This is a genomic window from Koromonas soli (assembly GCF_059726265.1).
The window spans coordinates 3,096,240-3,119,078 of sequence record NZ_AP040872.1 but is presented as its reverse complement, the minus strand read 5'-3'; the positions used below and the strand labels follow the sequence as shown (position 1 = coordinate 3,119,078).

The window sequence follows — 22,839 nt, the reverse complement described above, 5'->3', positions numbered from 1 at the left end:
TCCACTCAAGCGGCTCTGCGCTCGTGCGTGTGCGCCTTGTAGGCGCCTTGCTTTGGCCTGTAGCCGGTAATCAGCTCGCGACCGCGACGGCGCCACTCCGGTTCTCCGTTCACGGTTCGGTTGGTAATTGCGCGAAGGGCCCGGATCATCTTGCCGTACATCGTCAGTGCTGCGGTTGAGAAGCGCGCGCCCGAAGGCTCGTCCATGAATGGCATGAACATGTCCGGGAAGCCCGGCATCGTGCAGCCAATGCAGATGCCGCCCACGTTCGGACATCCGCCGATGCCGCCCATCCAGCCACGCTTGGTGACGTTGCAGTTCACCACCGGCCCCCAGCACCCGACCTTTACCAGGCACTTCGGCGTGCCATACTCGATTCCGAAATCGTCTTGCTCGTAGTACGCGGCGCGATCGCAGCCTTCGTGCACCGTCTTGCCAAACAGCCACGTAGGCCGCAACTGCTCGTCCAGCGGAATCATCGGCGCCAGCCCCGCAGCCTGGAACAGCAGGTACAGCAACGTCTCCATGAAGTTGTCGGGCTGCACCGGACACCCCGGCACATTCACAATCGGCAGACCTGCTTTTGAGCGCCATCCCCAGCCCAGATAGTCAGCCAGCCCCATTGCGCCCGTCGGATTGCCCGCCATCGCATGAATACCGCCATAGGTGGCGCATGTTCCTGCTCCAACCACGGCCAGCGCTTTTGGTGCCAGGCGGTCAATCCATTCGCAAGTTGTGATCGGCTGGCCAGTTTCAGGATTCGTTCCTTGCGCTGCCCAGTAGCCTTCCTGCTTGATCTCTTCGTTCGGAATCGAGCCTTCCACCACGAGCACAAACGGGTCCAGTTCGCCGCGCTCAGCCTGGTAGAAGTACTTCATAAAGTCGGAGCCCACTTCATAGGCGAGCACGGGATTATGCAGGTGAACCTTCGGCAGTCCCGGAATTGCTCCCAGAACCACATCCTCGATGCTGGGCTGTTCGGCCGCAGTGACTGAAACCGAATCGCCGTCGCAGCTCAGGCCAGCCGTAAGCCACACAATATGTACATCGCTCACAGCAGGCTTGTTGCCGAAGGAGAGAACGTCTGCCGGCATGTTGGCGCTCCTTTCTATCAGGAAGGCGTCGGCCGTCGCGAGAGGCGGTCAGCGCAATGGAGTCGTGAGGTCGTGAACCTCAGAAGAGTTGCGCTCGGAATGCTGGCCCCGCGTGGGAGATAGGGATTGCTGAGGTCACGCAACCACGCAGTGCCGTGTGAACGTGGCATGAGATGGCGCACCCTTCTAGTGAGATGCCTTCGATTGTTCGCGAAACTTGTTAAGCAGCACGCGCCAGAACCTCAGTCATTGCGAGCCTCTGGAGCACTCTCAACCAGCTCCGAACGCACCCTATGAGATCCTGCGGTTCTTTCCTTGGTGACCCGTCGCACACGGCGCTGTGAGCGGCAACACGCATCATGTTGCCGACGCCCCCGTGCCCGTTGACGAAAGTAGCTCGAAGACTTCTAATTTACTTTCCCGGTAGAAAGGCATTTTTACACCGCATAGAAGGGGCGTCGTGGATCGCGGGAGAGTAGTTAAGCTTCGTCGTTTGTCGCAGATCTGCTTTTTTGTTCTGTTTCTTCTGCTGTTGCTGCTCACCGAGTTCCGCGGCTCTGTCCGCAATACCGCCAGTGATATTCGGCTTGCTTACCCTGTCCGTTTCTTCTTCGAACTTGACCCACTGGTCGCAGTTTCAAATGCTCTTGCCAGCCACGCCCTGTATCGCGGACTTCTCATATCATTACTCGTCCTGATCCCCACGCTTTTCTTCGGCCGCTTCTTTTGTGGGTGGATCTGCCCCATGGGTTCCATCCATCACTTCCTCGGCAGTTGGAAATCCGAGAGCAAGCGCGGCAAGCAACTCATTGAATCCAACCGCTACAAGCGCTGGCAGAACACGAAGTACTACATCCTATTCGCCGTGCTCGTCGCTACCGCCTTTGGTTCCGGACTCGTCGGCTGGTTCGATCCTTTCTCTTTCCTCGTGCGTTCGCTTAGCCTGTCCGTGCTGCCTGCTTTTAATTACGCTCTCAACAGCGCGCTCGCCCCGCTTGAGCACAGCAGGTTCGCCCCACTCCAGTTCTTGGGCGGAGGCTTGCATACCGTTCTGGGTTCAACCGTTCTGTTGTCCTTCAAGCAGCCCTACTTCCGCACTGGCGTTTTCCTCGGCATCATCTTCTTTCTTGTTCTCGCGTCGAACCTGCGAGTCACACGCTTCTGGTGTCGCGCCATCTGCCCGCTTGGAGCGTTGCTCGGCATCGTCTCTCGCTGGTCTGTTCTCGGCCTTCAGAAGGATGCGAAAAGCTGCACCAACTGCAATCGCTGTCTCATGCACTGCCAGGGAGGCGACGATCCCATCGCCACCGCGAAGTGGCACAAGTCCGAATGTGTCCTGTGCCTGAATTGCGTCGAGTCCTGCCCTGAGAACAGCGTTTCCTTCAAGTTCTTCCCCGACAGCCCAACCACAGAAGAGACACCGAACCTGCAGCGTCGCAAGGCTTTCACCGGAATCGCAGCCGGAGTTGCCGCCGTTCCGCTCTTGCGCAGCACTGCCGGGTTCGCCACGGGCCGCAACGAACACCTGCTCCGTCCTCCGGGTTCACTCAAGGAGAGCGACTTCCTGCAACGTTGCATTCGCTGCGGTGAGTGCATGAAGGCCTGTCCCAATAATGCTCTGCACCCTGCATTTACCGACGCCGGCCTCGAAGGCCTATGGACGCCCGTTGTCGTGCCGCACATCGGATACTGCGAGCCGAGTTGCGTTCTCTGCTCGCAAGTCTGCCCCACTGGCGCCATCTGGGAAATCACTGCGAAAGAAAAGGGATGGGTTGTCGGCGTTGGCGGCACCAGCGAAACAAAGCCTATTCGCATCGGCACCGCCTTCTACGATCGTGGACGCTGCCTGCCGTGGGCCATGGCTACCGACTGCATTGTCTGCGAAGAGTGGTGTCCCACCTCGCCCAAAGCCATCTACGTGCAGGAAGCCGAAGTCATCGACGCAAGCGGCAAGCCGAAGACGATCAAGCAGCCGCGCGTCAACCCCGAGCGATGTGTCGGGTGCGGTTCATGCGAGCATGCCTGCGTGCTGCAGGACCGCCCCGCCATCGCGGTCACCAGCGTCGGCGAGAGCCGTTCGCGTGACAATCAGATTTTGCTCAACAGGATCAAGGAGAAATCCAGGAAATGACTTTTCGCAACACATTGCGCGTCGCGACCACGCTCATGCTTTTTGCATTGTTCATCGCGACTGCGTGCAAGAAATCAGGCGATGCCCAGCCCTTGCCGACTTCCAACGAGATTGCCGGTTGGGAGAAGACCGGCGACACCCGCACTTATACATCGTCCAATCTTTCCGACTACATCGATGGCGGTGCCGAGCAGTATCTGAAGGCGGGTTTCAAGAGCGCTGCCACCTCCGACTACAAGTTCCAGGGCAAGATAGAAGCCGTCGCCGATGTCTATCACATGAGCGACGCCAACGCCGCTAAAACCATCTACGACGCCGATCCCGCCGGAAACTCCAAATCAGTTCCACTCGGCGATGCCGCGCGTGCATTCAGCCAAAGCGTTGTCTTCCGCAAGGGCCCGTATCTCGTCCGCATCGTCGCCTATCAGGACACGCCCGATGCACAGCCGGCGTTGGTCAGCCTGGGGCAGGGAATCGAGAAGCGCATTTTGCAATAAGCGCGCAGCACAGGAGGCACTCATGAGTTCGAAGCAGGAAACAAACCGCCGCGACTTTCTGAAAACGTGTGTCGCCGGAACCGTCGCGCTTGGCGCCGTCGACGCGCTGGCCTTCACGAAGAGCGCACCGTCCGTCGCTGCCGCGAAATCGAAAATCGTCATTGCCAAAGATGCTGCACTGCGCGGTTCCGGCTCCTCGCCCGATCCTGCACGCATGCTCGCCTTGCTCGATCGCGCCATGCAGTCTTACTTCGGCTCGAAAAATCCCGTCGATCCCTGGAAGAAACTCGTGAAACTCGGCGAAGTCGTAGGTCTCAAGGTGAACACCATCGCCGGACGCGGCCTCTCGACCAATGTCGTTCTCGTCGAGGCAATCACCGAGCGCCTGCAGCAGGCGGGTATCAAGCCCTACGACATCGTCATTTGGGACCGCACCAATCGCGAACTCGAGCGCGCCGGATTCAAGCTATCCTCCGCTCCCGGCAAAGTGCGTTGCGTCGGCACCGATGCTGTCGGCTACGAAGATGTTCCCGAGAAGTTTGGTGTCGCCAGTTGCTGCGTATCCAAAATACTTACCCGCATGACTGCCCTTACCATCAACGTCCCTCTGCTCAAGGACCACAGTGGCGCAGGCGTTACAGCCAGCATGAAGAACATGTACGGCGTCATCAACAACCCGCAGAACTGCCACGATAACGGCTGCAATCCTGCCGTCGCCGATGTCAACATGCTCCCCAGCATTCGCAACAAGGTGCGCTTCACCATTTGCGACGCCACGAGCGCCTGCTACCACGGCGGCCCCGGCTTCAAAGCAGAATACGTGTGGCGCCCCGACAGCCTCATCGTCGGCAGCGATCCCGTAGCTCTCGACTTCACCGCCTGGCAGATGATCGAACGTAAGCGTGCCGAAAAAGGTCTGAAGACGCTCGAGGCCGAAGGCCGTCCGCCGCGCTACATCTCGAGCGCCGCCGATCACGCACGCGCCCTCGGAACCAACGATCCGAAGCGAATCACATTGGTTGAGGTGTAGTTCACATTATGAAAGGCGGCAACGACATGCAAACCGGAAACAGCGGCGTTAGCCGCCGTGAAGCCCTCTTCACGCTTTCAAAACTCGGCGCCATCGGCGCCTGCACCGCTGCCCTCGGCACATGGCTCACCGGACGCAGCCGCAAGCCGGTCGAGTCCGTTCTCACCAACGTCAAGCGCAGCCATACCGTTGCCGCCGATGCCCGATTCCCTGACGTTGTCATTGCGCAGGGCGGCGAACCCGCGCAACTCGTGCAGTCGTCCCTCCGCGAACTCGGCGGCATCGAGCGATTCATCTCGCGCTCCGATGTTGTACTCGTCAAGCCCAATATCGGATGGGACCGCACGCCCGAGCAGGCTGCCAACACCAACCCCGACGTTGTCGCCGAAGTCGTGCGCCAATGCATGCAAGCCGGAGCGAAAAAGGTCATCGTTACCGATGTTAGCTGCAACGACCCGCGCCGTTGCTTCCAGCGCTCGGGCATCGCCGAAGCCGCGCGCAACGCCGGTGCCGAGGTCATGCTCCCCGACCCCAGCCGCTTCCGCGAAGTTGATCTCGAAGGCGAAGGCCTGCGCAACTGGCAGATCTTCGAGCCGTTTCTCACCGCCGACAAGATCATCAATCTTCCCATCGCCAAGCACCACAGCCTGAGCGGAGCCACCATCGGCATGAAGAACTGGTTCGGCATGCTAGGAGGCCAGCGCAGCGCGTTGCATCAGCACATTCACGAGAGCCTCGTCGATCTTGCCGACTTCGTGCGCCCCACCCTCACCATGGTGGACTGCTACCGTATCCTCATGCGCAACGGCCCCACCGGAGGAAATCTCGCCGATGTCGCACTCAAGAAGACCATGGTCGCCGGAACCGATCCCGTTGCCATCGACGCCTACGTCGCCAAAACCTTCTGGAATCTTGGCCTCGACCGCATGCCATACCTCGCATTGGCCAGCCAGCGCGGGCTCGGAAAACATGAGTTCGAGAAGGTTAACTCGCGACTGGTGACATTGAGTTCGTAAATACGCATTGAAGTGTTCATTCGCGGACATACCGCAGAAACGGATCTCATGGATCGAACGAACTTGTTTACCAGAATCATTGCCATCGTAGTTCTCTTCACCGCGTCCAGCGTGTGGGCTGCAACCGCCACACCCGACCAGGTCAAGATCGACACTGGAGAAATCAAAGGCGCCATTCATGGCAGTGTTGTTTCATTCCTCGGCGTTCCTTTCGCCGCCCCGCCCGTAGGAGACTTGCGTTGGAAAGCGCCTCAACCTGTCACTCCGTGGAAGGGCATACGCTCCGCTACTGCCTTTGCATCCGACTGCATGCAGGTTCCATTTCCCTCCGATGCCGCGCCGCTCGGTGGCCCGCTGAGTGAAGATTGCCTCTACACCAATGTCTGGACGCCCGCCGCGCCGTCGAAAACCAAGCGCCCGGTAATGGTTTGGATCTACGGTGGAGGATTCGTCAACGGAGGCACCTCTCCCAGCGTTTACGATGGCACGCACTTCGCCGAGCGCGGAGTTGTTTTCGTCAGCTTCAACTATCGCATTGGCCGCTTCGGGTACTTCGCGCATCCGGCCCTGACTAAAGAGAACCCCAGCGGCCCACTCGGCAATTACGGATACATGGATCAGATCGCCGCGCTCAAGTGGGTGCAGCGCAATATTGCTGTCTTTGGCGGCGATCCCAAAAACATCACCCTCTTCGGAGAGTCCGCCGGCGGAGGCTCGGTCCTGACCCTGCTCTCTTCCTCAGCCTCTCAGGGACTTTTCCAGAAAGCCATCGTGCAATCCGGCGGCGGTCGCGACCACCTCATGGGCCTCCGCTATCTCGACAAGACCTCGCCGCAAGGCCGCCCATCTGCTGAAGAGCTCGGCGTCAACTTTGCCAAAAGCGTCGGCATCGAGGGCACAGATGCAAATGCCCTTGCGGCTCTTCGCAAACTTCCTGCCGACAAGGTCGTTGCCGGACTCAACATGGCAACCATGTGGCAGGCTGCCAACACCTATTCCGGCCCAATGGTCGATGGCGTCATCGTTCGCGAGAGTCCGCAATCTGCGCTCGTCTCCGGACGCTGGCCTCGAATTCCCGTCATGATCGGTGCCAATAGTGCCGACATTGGATTCCCGCGCGGCCGCTCCATGGAGGAGGTCTTCGCTCCCTTCGGCCCCGACACGGAAAAAGCTAAAGCCGCCTTCAATCCTGAAAAGTCCGACAACACAATGATCGTCGGTATTCGCATCGCCTCCGACCAGATGATGGTCGAACCTGCGCGCTTCGTGGCTCGCGCCGTCGCCGCAACCGGCGCCCCCGCCTACGAGTACCGCTTTTCCTACGTGGCCGAAACGCTGCGCGAGCGTCTCAAAGGCGCACCGCACGCCACCGAAATTCCGTTCGTCTTCGACACGGTAAAGGCTGTCCATAACGTGAAGACCACCGAGCAGGACGAAGCCATCGCTCGCCAATGCAACGCGTACTGGGTTAACTTCGCCAGAACTGGAAACCCCACTGGCGATGGTCTTCCCAACTGGCCCGCCTACACCGCCGACTCCGACACGGTCATGAACTTTACCCTGCACGGCCCTGTCGCCGGACCTGATTCCTGGAAAGCCCGTCTCGACCTCGTCGAAGCCCTTGCCACACCCAGGCGCTTAGAACCGGGACAAATCTCCGAACCTGCGCAAGGTAAATAGATGAATCAAGGCCCGCCGTCTTCGGCGGGCCTCCTCTTCCATCGCACATTTCCTCGCAACGCCCGCTGCTCCTCACCTCAGGGCAACGCCGATGAAACACGCCGAGCGTCTCAGCGAGGCAATCGGCAAATTGAGAGGAACGAGTTATCCGGTCCCCGCGCGTGATGAAAACCCCTATCTTGCCGGATGGGTGAAGCCTCAGCTCACACTGGAGTTGGCGCGGAATCTTGCCCGGGCGGAGTTTGGCGGCGAAGCTCTCGAAGGCTGGGCCAGAAAATGCTCCAATGCGGAAGCCGCAGAACTGTTCCGCCAAAACGGCGGCGAAGAAACTGCCCACGGACATCGCCTGCAAAAGATTGCTACCCTCTTGGCCACACCTTAAGCCACAACAGGTGTCCCACTCAACGCTCTATTCAGAGAGTGGGGTCGTTTCACCTGATCGAAGGAAACAACGAGGCTGCTACAAGCATTCCGGTACACTATTGTTCTCCAGACATAAGCTCTGGATAAGTGTTCCTCAAAGAGGAGGTTGCATGGCTTCAATCACCGGGTTCGGCGGAGTATTCTTGCGAGCAAATGATCCCGAAGCTCTATATGCATGGTATGAACAGCATTTCGGTCTCGTGAGGTCTGGGGGCTGCTTCTCGTTCCCCGCCGCAGCGCAACGCGCCCAGATTGTCTTCGCATTCTTCGGACAGCAGGATGCCTACTTTCCTCCGGCCCAGAAAGCCATGATCAATCTTCAGGTGGATGACCTCGGTGCGGTGCTCGACCGTCTCACATCCGAGGGCGTTGCCGTCGATCCCAAACGCGAAAACTACGATTTCGGAAAGTTCGGCTGGTTCACCGACCCGGAAGGAAACCGTGTCGAACTCTGGCAGCCCGCCGCCACCGACTGAGTGAGTTTCCGCAGGCGCTGTGGTCAATCCGAGCGCCTGCACAAAACTCGATCTACTTCAGCCCTGTCACGATCTGAATATTGATTGCCGACGATGTTTCGTCCGACATCAGCAGCCAGTGCCCATCATGGGATACGCTGATGCACGAATACGCTGGCGGCTGCTTTGGCAGACGCAATATCTGCACAGGCGTGCTCTTGTTCTTGGCCAAAAACCGGATCGACCATCCCGCGGTGTCCTTATCGATGTAGTAGATCCCCTCGTTCGTCAGACACCAACTTGCCCAGTAGTTGATCGGAGGCCCCGCGACCGCAAGCTCTTCCTTTCCGCCCGCTGTCGGTTGCCGCCACAGCCCAGCCATCGCGTACTTGGTGTAATACACCCACTGCCCATCGGGAGTTTCTGCGGCAGCGAAGCCGCCATTTCGAGTCACCTGCGCAACTTCACCGGAGTCTCGCGAAACCTTCCATATTTCCCATCGCTCCGTGCGTTTGGAGCCGAAATACACCCACTTCCCATCACGCGACCAGCTTGGAATAATGTCGTTCGCCGCGCCCGAGGTCAGCACCCGGCGATTACGTCCATCCGCGTCCATGATGTAGATGTGCGAGTGCTCACCGACGCGGCTGTCGAATGTGATCTGCCGTCCATCAGCCGACCAGCTTGGACTTCCCGTTAGCGGGCCGTCGAACGATGTCAGTTTCACCGGGCGGGAGCCGTCTTTCTCCGAGATCCATATCTCCTGCGCTCCCGAGCGCACCGACTGATAGGCGATCAGTCGATCATCTGGCGACCATTTCGGCGCGGAATCCTGCGTCATCGACGACGAAATCAGCGCCGGACTTGCTGCCGGATTTTGCAGGTCCAACCGCAGGATGCTCCAGATGCTCGTGCCCTGCGAGTACGCCGCGTGATCACCGTTCGCAGAGACGGCGGGATAGCGCGCGTTGTCCGTTCCAAAGGCAAGTCGCTCCGGCGCTCCGCCTTTCACCGAAACCTGCCACAACCCCGGACTGCCGCCTTCGTCACTGGAATAAATAATGTTCTTGCCGTCCGGACTCCAGGCCAGCCCGTACTTCTGTCGCTGGTGAAACGTCAACTGGCGAACATCGGAACCATCCGCGTTCATCACATATATGTTGCGCGTTGCCGCATCGGCCCCGCGGATGAATGCAATCTTCCGCCCATCGGGAGAGTATGCCGGGGACGTATCGCCATCCCACGAGCTTTCCGGCTTCGTAAGTTGCTGAATCTCAAACGTCTTTACCGACAGTGAATAGATCGCGGCCGAACTGTCCTGCGTTTTGTCGTCTGCAAATACCAGTCTGTCGCCCATCGGAGACCACGACAGCCCCGGACTGTCCGAGTCCACCGCGCCGTGCAGCTTATAAACCTGTCGCTCCTCGCCGCCCGTCACCGGTACCAGGAATATCCCGCCCCCCTTTGCCGACTCTGACAAAAACGCGATCCATTTCCCGTCCGGAGACCACGCCGGGCTGTATTTCGGATTCGGCGTTGACGTGACCCGAAGCGGAGGCTCACTCCCAATCAGCTTTATATAAAGGTTAGGGCTCTCCTCTTTCACCCCGCCGTTCCATATGAATGCGATCTGGTTGCCATCCGGAGAAAATGTTGGTGACATCGCCCGACCGGGATAGGAGGTAAAGGGAACAATCCGGAAGTCCTTCGGTGCCGAGGCCCGCCTCACGTGCGAAGCCCATATAAGCCCGGGGATCGCCGCCAGCAGGAACCCCACTACCAACAGCGGCCACCCCGCCAACCACCCTGCACCCGACAGCAATCGAGACTTCGCAGCCGGCGGTACCACCGGAACTTCGACCCCCGGCGACGTCATACTCGTTTCCGGCTCAGGAGCCACCACTTCTGGCACCGGCTCAGGCTCGGGTTCAGCTTCCTCCGGCTCGGCTTCAAATGTCACCGGAACCATCAGCCGATAGCCTTGCTTATTGATGGTCTCGATTATCCGGGGAGCGTGCGGATCGTCCTTGAGTGCGTGCCGAAGTTCGGAAATGCATCGGGTCAGCGAGGCCTCGCTGACATAAACATTCGGCCAGACCTTTTGAATGAGTTCTTCTTTGGAGAGCACCTGCCCGGCACGAGCCGCCAGCTCGACCAGCACCTGCATGACCTTCGGTTCCAACCGCACCACCGAGTTCTCGTCCTGCATTCGGTTCCGAGCGGGCTGAACGCTCCATTGTCCGAGTTGAAAGTTACCTTCAAGCGCCATCGCGAGTGAGCTCTCCAGATATTGCGTTGGTCAGACGCAGACGTCGGTCGTCCTTATCAGAGAACTTCCGAAATCACATATCCTATTTCTGTGTAGCCCAGTGTAGCTGATTCTAAAGGGGAAATCACAGCTGATGAATCCCTGAAGACCCTCATGGAGATTCATTAGGAAAGCATCCTCAGCCCATTCTTGCCTGGGTATCGCGTCCTTAGTACTCTCGCTGCGGTTCAGAGCTTAGCAGAATATACAACCGGAGCAAATCCACGATCGGACATTGAGTTTTACTGTCCGACCGGAGAGATGAGCCCAAACTCAAGTAGCAAAGTGGCAGATTCGCCAACCGAGTTCGAGCCTACTAAGGACCGGTAAAGGCGGACGCCTTGCACGAGTTGTCTTGTTTTACATATTCATGGAGGAAGGAACATCTATGTCCCAAGTCACGAAGCGCTGGCATATGCCGGTGCTGGTACTTGTTCTCCTGCTGATGATTTGTTCCGCCGCGATCGCCCAGGTCATCAATGGCACGATCACCGGCGAGGTGCGCGATGCTTCGGGAGCTATCATCCCCAAGGCCACCGTCACCGTCGAAGACAAATCCATCGGCGTACACTACGTCACCACTACAGATACTCGAGGCGTGTTCTATTTCGCCTCTCTGCCCAAGGGCACCTATTCCATCACCGTATCCGCAACTGGCTTCAAGCAGTTCGATAAGGTTGGAATTCCCCTCTCCAACGGCGACCACCTGAACGCCGGCGAATTCAACCTCGCCGTCGGTGGCTCGAAAGAAACCGTAACTGTCGAAGCGGATGCAGGCCAGATCCAGATTCAGCGTGAAAGCGCTGAGCGTTCTGCCACGATCACTGGCGAACAGATCAACGATCTCGGCATGAACGGCCGCAGCATCCTCGATTACCTCAAGGTCATCCCTGGCGTTGTCAGTACGTTTAATGGAGCCCAGTCCAGCAAGGGCGGTCTAGGCAACATCAACGTGAACGGCGGCCGTGCGGGCATGACCGGCTTCAACATTGATGGCATCAACAACGTTGATAACGGTTGCAACTGCGCTACGCAGATCACCATCAACCCTGACGCTATTGCCGAAGTCAAGGTGTTGACCTCGAACTATCAGGCCGAATACGGCAAGTCTGCCGCCGGCCAGATCTCGGTCACCACCAAGGGTGGCGACAACCAGTTCCACGGCAATCTTCGTTGGTTCCATCGCCATGAAGGCTTCAACGCCGAGCAGTGGCGCGACAAGCAGGCCAACGCCATCTACTTCCAGGCCCATCCGAATGCCACGGCGTCAAGCGAGCCAAACCCGAAGCAGAAGTATCGCTACAACTACTTCGGAGGCCAGATCGGTGGACCGGTAGTCATCCCAGGAACCGATTTCAACAAGAATCGCGACAAGGTCTTCTTCTTCTTCAACCAAGAGTGGTATCGCCAGCTTCTGCCCGGCGGCTTCGATAAGGTATACATGCCTACGGATGCCGAGTTGAACGGTGACTTCTCCCAGAGCCGTGACGGCGATGGCAACCTGGTCAAGATTCACGACGCCAACGGCAATCCTTACCCTGGCAACATTCTTCCCACCGTCAACAAGAACATGCAGGGCGCTTTGAAGGCTGTTTATCCGCGTCCTCGCACTTCTGACTGGGATCCGAGAACGTCCTGCAAAGGACCCGGTGGTCAGTGCTATCAGTACAACTACATCACCAGTCTTACGACCACTCATCCCCGTCGCGAAGACATCGGCCGTCTTGATTACCAGATCAACTCTGCCAATCGCGCCTACTACAGCTACGCGAACAACGATGACACGCAGGGACTGCCCGAAGGCATGAGCCCGCAGGGAATCTCGAATTTCATGTTCCCCGGCGGCATGCGGCTGAATGGACCGGGCTACAACACGGTTCTTCACCTCACCAGCACGATCTCGCCGACGATGGTCAATGACCTGTCGTTTGGCTGGTCGGTCAACAGGCAGTGGATCAACTCTGTTAATGATGCTGTTCTTGCCAGCAAGTACAACCTGAACATCCCGTTGGTTTACGCGGTTGGCGCGGATTCGCCGATTCCTGACTTCAGCTTCGGCAGCCGTACGAACCAGAACTCCACCTGGAGCTATTTGGGTTCCATCCCCTGGCGCAACGGCGCGACAGTCATTGACTTCAATGACAACCTCTCCAAGATGATCGGCAAGCACATGCTGAAGGCCGGCATCCTGGTGGAACGTAGCCGCAAGGATCAGTCCTCTTGGGGCAACGCAAACGGTACGTTCAATTTCTCGACCAACGACAGCAACCTGCCTAAGTCTCTTGACACCGGCGACAGCTACGCGAACGCCCTGCTCGGAAACTACACCAGCTTCCAGCAGCAGAATGGTCGTCCGCGCGGCTTCTATCGTTATTCCAATGTTGAGTTCTTCCTGCAGGACACCTTCAAGGTGACCCGTCGCTTGACCTTGGATTACGGCATGCGTTACGCCTGGGTTCAGCCCCAGTATGATGCCCGCGACCAGGTCAGCTACTTCGATCCGCAGGCATGGGATCCAACTCAGACCGTCCGCCTGTACAAGCCGACCCCTGCTGATGGCGGAGCCACCGGCTACGATCCTTTGACCGGCGCCAAAGTTGCCAAGAACCAGATCGGCACCATCGTTCCCGGTTCCGGCAACCAGTTCAACGGCATGGTTTCGGCCAAAAACGGCGGATACGCTGGCGGCTTCCAGAACCGTTGGTTCATGCCTGAACCGAGCATCGGACTTGCTTATGATTTGACCGGGAACTCGAAGCACGTCGTTCGTACCGGCTTCCGAATCTCCCACGATCGCTTCCAGGGTAATCCGATCTACAACCTGGCAGTTGGCAACATTAACGGTGCTGACCCGACGTTCTACGGCGGCACAGTCGATGCACTTCCGGCTCTTGCAGCGGCGGCTCCCATGGCGCCCTTCAAGGTGTACGGATTCGACAAGACCGGTAAGGTTCCCACCATCTACAGCTACAGCTTCGGCATTCAGAATGACATCGGCTGGAACACCATCCTGGATGTTTCCTACGTCGGCAATCTGCAGCGTCATCTTTCGCAGAAGCACAACCTGAACGCCATCCCCTATGAGAAGACGTTCACCTACGCCGCTCAGGATCCTTCGAAGTACGGCAATAACAACCACGTTGTGACCGATGAATCCTCCTGGATCGGCTCGGCCTGGACCTCGAAGGGCTTCCACTACATGGGCGACAACGCCTTCAATCAGGTTTTCCTTGCTCCTTATCAGGGTTATGGCGATATCGAGTACTGGACCTGGGATGGCGTCGGCAACTACAACTCCCTGCAAGTTGCTCTTAACCGCCGTTTCGGCAAGAACCTGACCTTCGGTGCGGCTTACACCTTCTCGAAGACCTTGGTAACCTCCAGCGCAGACGGTGATTGGACCAACATCCTTCCCGGCGGCGTGCGGAAGTTCAACTACGGGTATGCATCGTTCGATCGCCCGCACAACCTGGTCATCAACTACGTGTATTCGCTGCCTAAGTTCAGCAAGCACCTTGGTGGTTCGAAGATCCTCTCCTACATCACTGATGGTTATCAGTGGGAAGGTCTGGCTCAGTTCATCAAGGGTACGGCTGGAAGCGCAGGAACCAACTACACGATCAACGGCTGGTACATCGCGCCGGAAATCACGGGTTCCTACACGGAAGGTCCGAACACCGTTACGCTGTTCAACCCGACCAAGGGCAATGGTGGCAATCCGTACTCGCACCTGAACCCCAATGCCTATGCACTGCCTGAAATCGGCACTTCCACTCCGCAGCGTCGCGGCTATCTGCGCAACGGCGGAACCAACAACATCGATATGTCCGTCTATAAGAACATCCCGCTCGGTGGCAAGGAATCGCGTTACATCCAGCTCCGCGCCGAGGCGTTCAACGTGTTCAATCACCCGCAGTTCTGGGGGATCAACACGAACATGGGCAGCCCGAACGTTGGCGATCAGCTCAATCCGTGGGGCAACCTGTTCGGAAACTGGAGCAATTGGTCGAAGGCTAGCCCGGTTCAGCCGAGCAGGCTTCGTCCTGCTGGCCAGAAGGGCAACATCGGCAACTACTTCGGCGAGTACAACAGCGCTGGCAATGCTCGCGTGTTGCAGCTTGCTATGAAGCTGTACTTCTAACCACAACAGAGGCCCGCAGCCAACGGTTGCGGGCCTTTTTCCACCCTTTTTCGAACTTTCACAAGCTCGCAGAGGAAGTTCCACGCCGTTGACGGCGCGGTTCCAAATGGGATACCAGCGTGAAGACTCGTCGCGATTTCATGAAACTCGCAGTGGCCGGAGTGGCGACCTCGGCAATGGCCGAATCTGTACTCCCGCACTCTGACCCTTCCCGGGTTGCACCCCCTCCAACCGGATCCATCAGCGTTCGCGTAACGTCCGGTCAGAAACGATTCCAGTCCCAAAACCCCATCAACTGGAAAGCCGCAAAGCCGCGCTCTCGCGACGTTGTCGTGCTCAATGAAGATCAGAAATTCCAGGAAGTGCTTGGTTTCGGAGCCGCGCTCACCGATGCCGCCTGCCATAACATCGCTTCGTTGAAGCCTGAAAAGCGCGATGCCTTGATGCACGAAATCTTCGACCCATCCGAAATGGGTTGCAGCGTCAGCCGCCTTTGCATCGGCTCCAGCGATTACGCATGCAAGCCATACTCCTATTGCGATGGCGAAGCCGATCCCGAACTCAAGCGCTTCTCGATCGACCACGACCGCGAAACTATCCTGCCCGTAATCAAGGCTGCCCGCGCCATCAATCCTGATCTGTTCCTGCTTGCCTCCCCGTGGAGTCCCCCGGGCTGGATGAAGTCCAGCGGCACCATGTTGGGCGGCGCCATGACCAAGCGCAACTACCAGAACTATGCGCGCTACCTTGTCCGTTTCCTGCAGGAATACGAAAAAGAAGGCGTGCGCGTAAACGCCCTCACCTCGCAGAACGAGGTCGATACCGATCAGGACGGCAAGATGCCTGCCTGCCTTTGGGGTCAGGAATACGAGTCTGAATTCATCATCCGTGCGCTCGGTCCGCAGCTTCAGAAGAACAATCTCGACACTAAGGTCTGGCTGTGCGACCACAATTATGATCTCTGGGGACGCGTCACCTGCCAACTCGATAATCCCGACCTCAACAAATATGTCGATGGTGTTGCATGGCACGGATACGTCGGCAAGCCCGAATGGATGAGCCGCGTTCACGACTTCCATCCCAGCAAGCACATGTACTACACCGAGGGTGGAACGGACTTTGCCGAGAAGGACTACATGACCAACTGGTGCAAGTGGTCCACGACCTTCGCCGGAATCCTCCGCAATTGGGCCCGCTGCATCATCACTTGGAATTACATGCTCGATGAAAATGGCCGGCCCAACATCGGACCCTTCCAGTGCGCCGGCATGATCACCTGTAACGCACAGTCTGGTGAGTTGACCCGCAATGGGATCTATTGGGCCATGAATCACTATTCCCGCGTTGTGCGCCGCGGTGCTCATCGCATTGCGTCAGACGGCGAGATTGCTGGCCTGTCACACGTTGCCTTCATCAATCCTGATGGCAAGCGTTGCCTCGTGCTCACCAACTCTGGTGCGGCGCGCACAGTTGCGTTGCAAGTCGGCCGCGGCTCCGCCGAGCTTGAGCTCGATGCAGAGTCCGTCACCACGCTCGTGTGGGGCGCTTAAGTACTCGGAGACAGAGATGCTGAAAACATTCAGTAGTACCAAGTTTCGTTGCGGCACGTTCATAGCTTTCGTACTCATTCTGTCCGTTGCTCTTTGTAATTGCAGTGGTGGAGGCTCCGGTTCCTCGACGCCCACTCCCACTCCAACGCCGACGGCGGCCACTCCCACTTTCTCACTCGCCGCGGGCACCTATACCAGCACGCAGTTGGTGAGCATCTCGGACGCAACAACGGGAGCCACGATCTACTACACCACCGACGGTAGCACGCCCACGATCTCATCGCCGGTCTATAGCGCGGCCATCACCGTAAGCAGCACGACCACTATCAAGGCCATCGCCTCCGCCTCTGGATACAACCCGAGCGCGGTTGCTTCGGCCACCTACACCATCCAGGCGCCGGCCGTCGCCACTCCCACGTTCTCTCCCGCTGCCGGAACGTTTACCTCCGCACAGTCGGTCACCATCTCCGACAGCACAACGGGAGCCACGATCTACTACACCATCGATGGCAGCACGCCCACGACCTCATCGCCGGTCTACAGCGCGCCCATCACCATAAGCAGCACAAGCACTGTTAAAGCCATCGCCACCGCCTCCGGATACAGCCAGAGCGCAGTTGCTTCGGCCACCTTCACCATCCAGGCACCCACCGCCGCAATTCCCACGTTCTCACCTGCTGCGGGGACGTTTACCTCCGCGCAGTCGGTGACCATCTCCGATGCAACCGCCGGAGCTACCATTCATTACACGACCGACGGCACCACACCTACGAACTCGTCGCCGGTGTACAGCACGCCAATCAGCGTAAGTGCCACGACCACCATCAAGGCCATCGCGATCGCATCTGGTTACGCCCAGAGCGCGACTGCCTCGGCCACCTATGTCATTCAAACGGGAACAGGCGCAGTCGTTTCGGTTGTCATCACCAGCACCGATTACGCGCACAAGCTCGAAGCGCAGCCGAGCGTGATCTTCACCACCGGAACAGCCTCCTCTTCCAAGCCGATCATCGTCGTCGATGAGGGCCAAACCTTCCAGCAGATTGAGGGATTCGGTGCTGCATTCACCGATACTGCCGGCTATCTCATCAACGAGGTCGCGCCCAGCTCCGAGCGTGACACAGCGATGAAGAACCTGTTCACTCGTGAAGGCAATGGCATCGGCCTGAGCTTCATGCGCAATCCCATGGGATCCAGCGATCTGGCCCGCACCTTGTACTCTTACGACGATAACAATGGTGCTGCCGATCCCACGCTTGCCAACTTCTCCATCTCCCACGATCAGGCTGACGTTCTGCCACTCACCCTCAGGGCGAAGCAGCTCAATCCGCAGCTCAAGGTCATGGCCAACCCGTGGAGCCCGCCGGGCTGGATGAAGGTGAATGGATCGATGGTCGGACAAAGCTGCACCAGCAACATTCTGTCCAGCACCATGTACACGCCGTTCGCCAACTATTTCGTCAAATACATTCAGGCTTATGCGAATGCCGGCGTAGATATCGACTACATCTCGCTGCAGAACGAGCCTCTCTACTCCCCCACCAACTACCCAGGCATGTGCATGGATGCCAACCAGCAGACGACTGTTCTGCGCGACTACATCCTGCCCGCGCTCTCCAATAACAATCTCAAGACCAAAGTTCTTATCTACGACCACAACTGGGACGGCACGAGCTTCCCGCAGACGGTGCTGAGTGATTCCACGATTGCGGCCTCCACCCGCGTCGCCGGCATCGCATGGCACGGATACGGTGGAACTCCTGGAGCCCAGAATCTGCTCCATAACCAATACCCCAACTTCGGGCAGTACCAGACCGAACATTCCGGCGGCACTTGGGTGAATGATCAAGGCACGTCTGATTTTGATGAGATCACCCAGGTCATGCGCAATTGGGGCAAGGCATATGTGAAGTGGAGCCTTGCTGTCGATGAAAACCTCGGGCCTCACTATGGCGGATGCGGGACATGTACGGCTCCCATCACCGTCAACAGCGTCACCGGTGCGGTCAATTACAACCTCGAGTACTACACCCTGGGCATGTACAGCAAATACATTCTGCCGGGTGCCACTCGCATCCATTCCAGCAATGCCAGCGGACTTGTAAGCACTGCCTACGTCAACCCAGACAGCTCCAAGGTCCTGGTCGTATTCAACGATGCTTCGACCTCGCAGACCTTCCAGGTGCAGTGGGGAGACCAGATGTTCTCCTACACGCTCGCCAGCCTCACCGGCGCAACCTTCACCTGGTACGGTACCCAGGACATGTCAACCACTCTGAGTGCGAAGACCAGAATCCAGGCCTCCAGTTACAGCACGGCCACCGGCTTCCAAACCGAAACCACCAGCGATGCCAACGGTGGATACGATCTCGGCTACAGTTCGAGCGGATCTACCGCCGTGTACAAGAGCCTGGATTTCGGAACGGGCGTCAGCGGTCTCAGCGCGCGATTTGCCTGCAGCGGAACATGCAATGGCACTGTCGAGTTCCACGTCGATAGCGCCACTGGCCCTGTTGCCGCCACGGCCACCGTGCCTGCTAGCGGCGGATGGCAAGCATGGCAAACCGTAAATGGCACCATGAATTCGACTCCCACCGGCGTGCATGACGTTTATGTCGTGTTCAAGGGCGGCGGAAATTTCAACTGGTTCCAATTCAACTAGCTCCTCGACGCTTCACCCCTCGCGCAGTTCCGAGCTCTTCGGAACTGCGTTTTTTTCTTCTGCCATGAGTAATCTGGCGCGAGCCTCTTACTGTCCAAAATTTCCGCGCCGCTCATCTCTCGGTGCGTTCTCATTTCATCTCATAGAATGGCCAATGTCCGCCGGAGGTTTCCGTGCCGTTCGTTAGCGTCGAAAACTCGCCACTTGCTCGCCGAGATGCGGAGATTCACTACCGCGAATTTGGCGCTGGCACTCCGCTCATCTTTCTTCATGGCGGTTGGGGATACCACATCTATCCCATCAACAAGCAACTACATGCCTTGAAGACACACCGCGTCCTCATCCCCGACCGCAGCGGCTACGGTCTCTCCACGAAACCCGCTGAGTTCGGAATCGACTTTCACGTTCGCGCTGCGCAAGAGACATTCGCATTTATGGATGCACTCGGTGTACGCGAAGCTCTGCTTTGGGGACACAGCGACGGCTCTGTTATCGCCGTGCACATGGCGCTCATGGCTCCCGAACGCTGCCGCGGCCTGATTCTTGAGTCGTTCCACTACTTCCGCCGCAAGACTGCGTCACGCGAGTTCTTTGACATTATGGCGACAGCGCCGGAGAAGTTCGGTCCGCGCGTCGCTGCCGTCCTCGCTCACGAGCACGGTGAAAATTACTGGCGCGAACTCGTCCAGATGGAAGGCCGCACCTGGCTCGATCTTGCGAAATCCGCCGACTCCACATCCGAAGACCTCTTCGACGGCCACATCCGTGAGCTTCAGGTTCCCTCCGTATTCATTCATGGCGCACGCGATCCTCGCACCGATCCAGGAGAGCTTGACGCCGTACGCGCCCAGGTGCCGTCTGCCGACTTTCGCATGATCGAACTGGGTGAGCACTGTCCTCACAGTGAGAGACTTGTCGCCGACGAGTTTACCCGCGAGTTCATGCAGTCCTTGATCCTTCTGGAGAACGCAACGACTCGCCGGTAATCCAGAACAGAACTGCGCAGCAGCCTCAGCGAAACTTCGTCCATAAATTTGAATCAACTCTCACGCACTCTGAATCTCACTTAGTACAAGGTTTGTGGGGGTGGCTCGCACAGCAATCCCGCACACCATGTCCGGCCATTCGCGGCACCGAAGCAGTACGGTAGATCGCTCGACGTAGGCCGGCATCAGTACACTCCAGGGAATGAAATCGCGGCAAGATGGTAGTCGGAGTAGAAAGGTTGCTCCGCTCTGCCATTGTTAACGGTGACATGGGTCACAGCGAGGCTAAGTTGATCATGGGATTCTCTCTTTCAACTGAGGACGCGAGCAGAGGCCACAATCGGCGCCTCGCCCGCTTCAGCCTCTGCCAAGCAAGACCCAACGCAAAGCACGACCTGTTTGGAGCATTCCAAACGCCCCTCTGACCCACAGGACTCAACATCGTCCACCGTGGCTGAGGTTGAGCACTCTATAAATTCTGTTGTTTCGTCTGGCCGTCTGAAAACGATCTAGGAAGTGCCTGTCTTTCAGAACGTTCGACTATTGAGATTGAAATCATCACGAGAATCTATCTGAGGAGAATGAGGATATATATGGCAACCGCAGCAGTTGGAGAATATGGGCAAAATCAGCACAAATCACATATCAACAACGTAGTTACCATTCATCCGAAGCCTCTCCATGGCAAGGTTGCGCTCGTCACTGGCGGCGCGCGAGGCATAGGCCGGGCGATTGCGATTGAGCTTGCCAGCCGCGGTGCATCGGTCGCCATCAACTATCGATCCAGCGCTTCTGAGGCCGAAAAGCTGGCTTCTGAGATCGAGAGCCTCGGCTCCGACAGCGTGCTCATCAAGGGCGATATCTCCAGCAATCAGGACGCAAAGTACGTGATGGAATCCGTTCTCGATTCCTACAAGCAGATCGACATTCTTGTAAACAATGCCGGCATCACGCGCGATCGCACTCTGCGCAAGATGACCGATGAAGAATGGAACGATGTGCTCAATACCAATCTCAATGGCACTTTCTTTTGCACTCGTGCCGCCCTGCCGTCCATGATTCAGAACAAGTACGGCCGCATCGTTAATATCGCCTCCATCGTCGGTCAGGCAGGTGCCTACGGACAGGCCAACTATGCCGCCAGCAAGGGCGCTATCATCGCTTTCACCAAGACCGTCGCTCTCGAGGTTGCGCAGTTCAACATCACCGCCAACGTCATTGCTCCCGGCTATACCGCGACGGACATGGTTGCTGCGATGCCCGATCAGGTCCTCAAGGAAATCGCTGCCAAGATTCCGCTCAAGCGCCTCGGCCAGCCCGAGGAGGTTGCCAAGGCCGCGGCCTTCCTCATCACCGATGGCAGCTACATCACCGGGCACGAGCTGAACGTGAACGGTGGAGTCCACATGTAACTATTGAGCTGTGAAGCGGGGCGTCACTCCCCCGGCGCCCCTCACGCCCTTTCCCTCCGGTTCACAATTTCACTTGACACTCATCGCGGGACGGGGCAGAATGGTTTTGCTGCAGCGCAGCAAACTGCGCAGCAAGGTCTTCAAGGCCCTCAGGAGAAAAGATTATGAGCAACCAGTCCACCAAGTCCGAAAACGAAACCGCCACTTTTTGCCCCGCTTCCTACGCCACCCTGCTCAACAAGGGCTTTGCGGAAGCAGTAAAGGCCAGCAAGACCTCGCTCGACCTCGCGGCTGAACAGAACACGAAGCTATTGTCGGCTTACAAGAAGACGCTGAACGCGTCCACGCCCGGCCTGTTCCTTTTTGACCTGGCTGGCCAGGCTTTCGAAGGCTACGTCACGCTGCAGAAGAATCTGCTTGATCTCGCCGTTGAGCAGAGCTCGGCCATTGTGGAAGCTGCAAAGGAAGTAAGCCACGACTCGCGCAAGGCGCAGAGCGAAATCACCAATCTCGTTCAGCAGTCCGTTCAGCGCACCGTCACGGCTCAGTCTTCGGTGTTGAACTACGCTGCGACTCAGACCAAGCTCGTCAGCGAAGCCGTCAAGCAGCAGCCCGGTGTCACCGGCACCTCCAACGAAGCCGTTGCCGACTCCGTGCAGAAGAGCGTTGAAACCGTGATCTCGGCCCAGAAGGATATTCTGAATCTCGCCTCCAAGTCTCTGAAGGCTTCCGCCGCGAAGGCATAGATATCCTCCGAAATCTCATCACAAGTATCGGAGCGCCGGACCAGGCGCTCCGTTTAGTGTTTCAGGCTTACTACGAGGATCCCAGATGAGTGACACACCGGAAGTAAAAAAGACCGCAGTAGATCCGTTCGAGCCATGGCGCGCCATGCGCGATTCCTACATGGAAGTGTGGGCAAAAGCCATGGGCGAAGCCGTCAACTCCGAGGCCTACAGCAAGGCCAGCGCAACCATGCTTGAGAGCTTTCTAATGACTGCCCCGCTTCGCGAAGCTCAGAAGAAGATCATGCTTAGCGCGCTGGAACAGCTGAACATGCCTTCCCGTGAGGAGTTCACGAGTCTGGCCCAGCGACTGTCCAATCTCGAGCTGTTGCTCGACGACATGGACAACAAACTGAGCAAGCTTCTCGAACTCGCCACGCAGAACGCCAGCAAGGCCGCCAACTATCCAGAACCCGCGCAGATTGCCGCCGAACACGCTCCTGCATCTGCGGCGAGTTCCTCGAAGCAACAGACACTGCAATTGAAGTCCGCCGCTGAAAAAGAGACGCTGCGGCAGATTCCGGAAGTCGATCGTTCTCTTCCCGTAGAAGAGTCTGCCGATGCTGGTTCTGAGGCCGAGTTGCGCGCGGTTCCAGTGCCTTCGCCGGAGCCGGCGATGAGCGCCAAGCGTCACGGAAAAAGCAAGAAGCACTGACGCCTGCAATCATC

At 57.9% G+C, this 22,839-nt stretch carries 16 protein-coding genes; 14 read left to right on the top strand and 2 right to left on the bottom strand.

Features of this window, described 5'->3' with window-relative positions:
- Window positions 1-5: 5 nt before the first annotated feature.
- Entirely contained in the window at window positions 6-1,094 is a 1,089-nt protein-coding gene (locus AC6IY8_RS13610) for an NADH-quinone oxidoreductase subunit B family protein (protein WP_497775066.1), read from the bottom strand.
- 460 nt (window positions 1,095-1,554) lie between these two features.
- On the opposite strand from AC6IY8_RS13610, the gene AC6IY8_RS13605 reads away from it, so the two are divergent.
- From AC6IY8_RS13605 to AC6IY8_RS13575, 7 genes are all read left to right on the top strand, one after another.
- A complete protein-coding gene (locus tag AC6IY8_RS13605) occupies window positions 1,555-3,225 on the top strand; it encodes a 4Fe-4S dicluster domain-containing protein (protein ID WP_497775065.1) in 1,671 nt (556 codons plus the stop codon).
- On the top strand, window positions 3,222-3,722 hold the full coding sequence (locus AC6IY8_RS13600) for a DUF6599 family protein (protein ID WP_497775064.1): 501 nt from the start codon (window positions 3,222-3,224) through the stop codon (window positions 3,720-3,722). The genes AC6IY8_RS13605 and AC6IY8_RS13600 overlap by 4 nt, the downstream gene beginning before the upstream one ends.
- Before the next feature lie 22 nt (window positions 3,723-3,744).
- Window positions 3,745-4,752 carry a DUF362 domain-containing protein gene (locus tag AC6IY8_RS13595; RefSeq protein WP_497775063.1) on the top strand — a complete coding sequence of 336 codons (1,008 nt, stop codon included), beginning with the start codon at window positions 3,745-3,747 and terminating at the stop codon, window positions 4,750-4,752.
- A gap of 8 nt (window positions 4,753-4,760) precedes the next feature.
- Window positions 4,761-5,768, top strand: a complete 1,008-nt coding sequence (locus AC6IY8_RS13590) for a DUF362 domain-containing protein (RefSeq protein WP_497775062.1) — start codon at window positions 4,761-4,763, stop codon at window positions 5,766-5,768.
- A 48-nt stretch (window positions 5,769-5,816) separates the two neighbouring features.
- Window positions 5,817-7,448 (top strand): carboxylesterase/lipase family protein, encoded by a 1,632-nt coding sequence (locus AC6IY8_RS13585; RefSeq protein ID WP_497775061.1) that lies wholly within the window; start codon window positions 5,817-5,819, stop codon window positions 7,446-7,448.
- Between the two features lie 91 nt (window positions 7,449-7,539).
- Window positions 7,540-7,830, top strand: coding sequence for a hypothetical protein (locus tag AC6IY8_RS13580; protein WP_497775060.1), 291 nt, complete (start codon window positions 7,540-7,542; stop codon window positions 7,828-7,830).
- Between the two features lie 151 nt (window positions 7,831-7,981).
- The gene (locus AC6IY8_RS13575; RefSeq protein WP_497775059.1) at window positions 7,982-8,347 is read left to right on the top strand and encodes a VOC family protein; all 366 of its coding nucleotides are present in this window, start codon (window positions 7,982-7,984) and stop codon (window positions 8,345-8,347) included.
- A 52-nt stretch (window positions 8,348-8,399) separates the two neighbouring features.
- Here the strand turns inward: AC6IY8_RS13575 and AC6IY8_RS13570 are convergent, their stop codons facing one another.
- Window positions 8,400-10,595 (bottom strand): winged helix-turn-helix domain-containing protein, encoded by a 2,196-nt coding sequence (locus tag AC6IY8_RS13570; protein ID WP_497775058.1) that lies wholly within the window; start codon window positions 10,593-10,595, stop codon window positions 8,400-8,402.
- 427 nt (window positions 10,596-11,022) lie between these two features.
- Between AC6IY8_RS13570 and AC6IY8_RS13565 the strand changes: the two genes are divergently transcribed.
- From AC6IY8_RS13565 to AC6IY8_RS13535, 7 genes are all read left to right on the top strand, one after another.
- Window positions 11,023-14,775 (top strand): carboxypeptidase-like regulatory domain-containing protein, encoded by a 3,753-nt coding sequence (locus AC6IY8_RS13565; protein ID WP_497775057.1) that lies wholly within the window; start codon window positions 11,023-11,025, stop codon window positions 14,773-14,775.
- A gap of 119 nt (window positions 14,776-14,894) precedes the next feature.
- Window positions 14,895-16,325 (top strand): glycoside hydrolase family 30 protein, encoded by a 1,431-nt coding sequence (locus tag AC6IY8_RS13560; protein WP_497775056.1) that lies wholly within the window; start codon window positions 14,895-14,897, stop codon window positions 16,323-16,325.
- 16 nt (window positions 16,326-16,341) lie between these two features.
- Window positions 16,342-18,987 (top strand): chitobiase/beta-hexosaminidase C-terminal domain-containing protein, encoded by a 2,646-nt coding sequence (locus AC6IY8_RS13555; protein ID WP_497775055.1) that lies wholly within the window; start codon window positions 16,342-16,344, stop codon window positions 18,985-18,987.
- Window positions 18,988-19,160: 173 nt separating this feature from the next.
- Window positions 19,161-19,973 carry an alpha/beta fold hydrolase gene (locus AC6IY8_RS13550; RefSeq protein WP_497775054.1) on the top strand — a complete coding sequence of 271 codons (813 nt, stop codon included), beginning with the start codon at window positions 19,161-19,163 and terminating at the stop codon, window positions 19,971-19,973.
- 593 nt (window positions 19,974-20,566) lie between these two features.
- A complete protein-coding gene (locus AC6IY8_RS13545) occupies window positions 20,567-21,385 on the top strand; it encodes a 3-oxoacyl-ACP reductase family protein (RefSeq protein ID WP_497775053.1) in 819 nt (272 codons plus the stop codon).
- Window positions 21,386-21,549: 164 nt separating this feature from the next.
- Window positions 21,550-22,131 carry a hypothetical protein gene (locus tag AC6IY8_RS13540; RefSeq protein ID WP_497775052.1) on the top strand — a complete coding sequence of 194 codons (582 nt, stop codon included), beginning with the start codon at window positions 21,550-21,552 and terminating at the stop codon, window positions 22,129-22,131.
- Window positions 22,132-22,216: 85 nt separating this feature from the next.
- On the top strand, window positions 22,217-22,825 hold the full coding sequence (locus AC6IY8_RS13535) for a poly(R)-hydroxyalkanoic acid synthase subunit PhaE (protein ID WP_497775051.1): 609 nt from the start codon (window positions 22,217-22,219) through the stop codon (window positions 22,823-22,825).
- Window positions 22,826-22,839 lie beyond the last annotated feature (14 nt).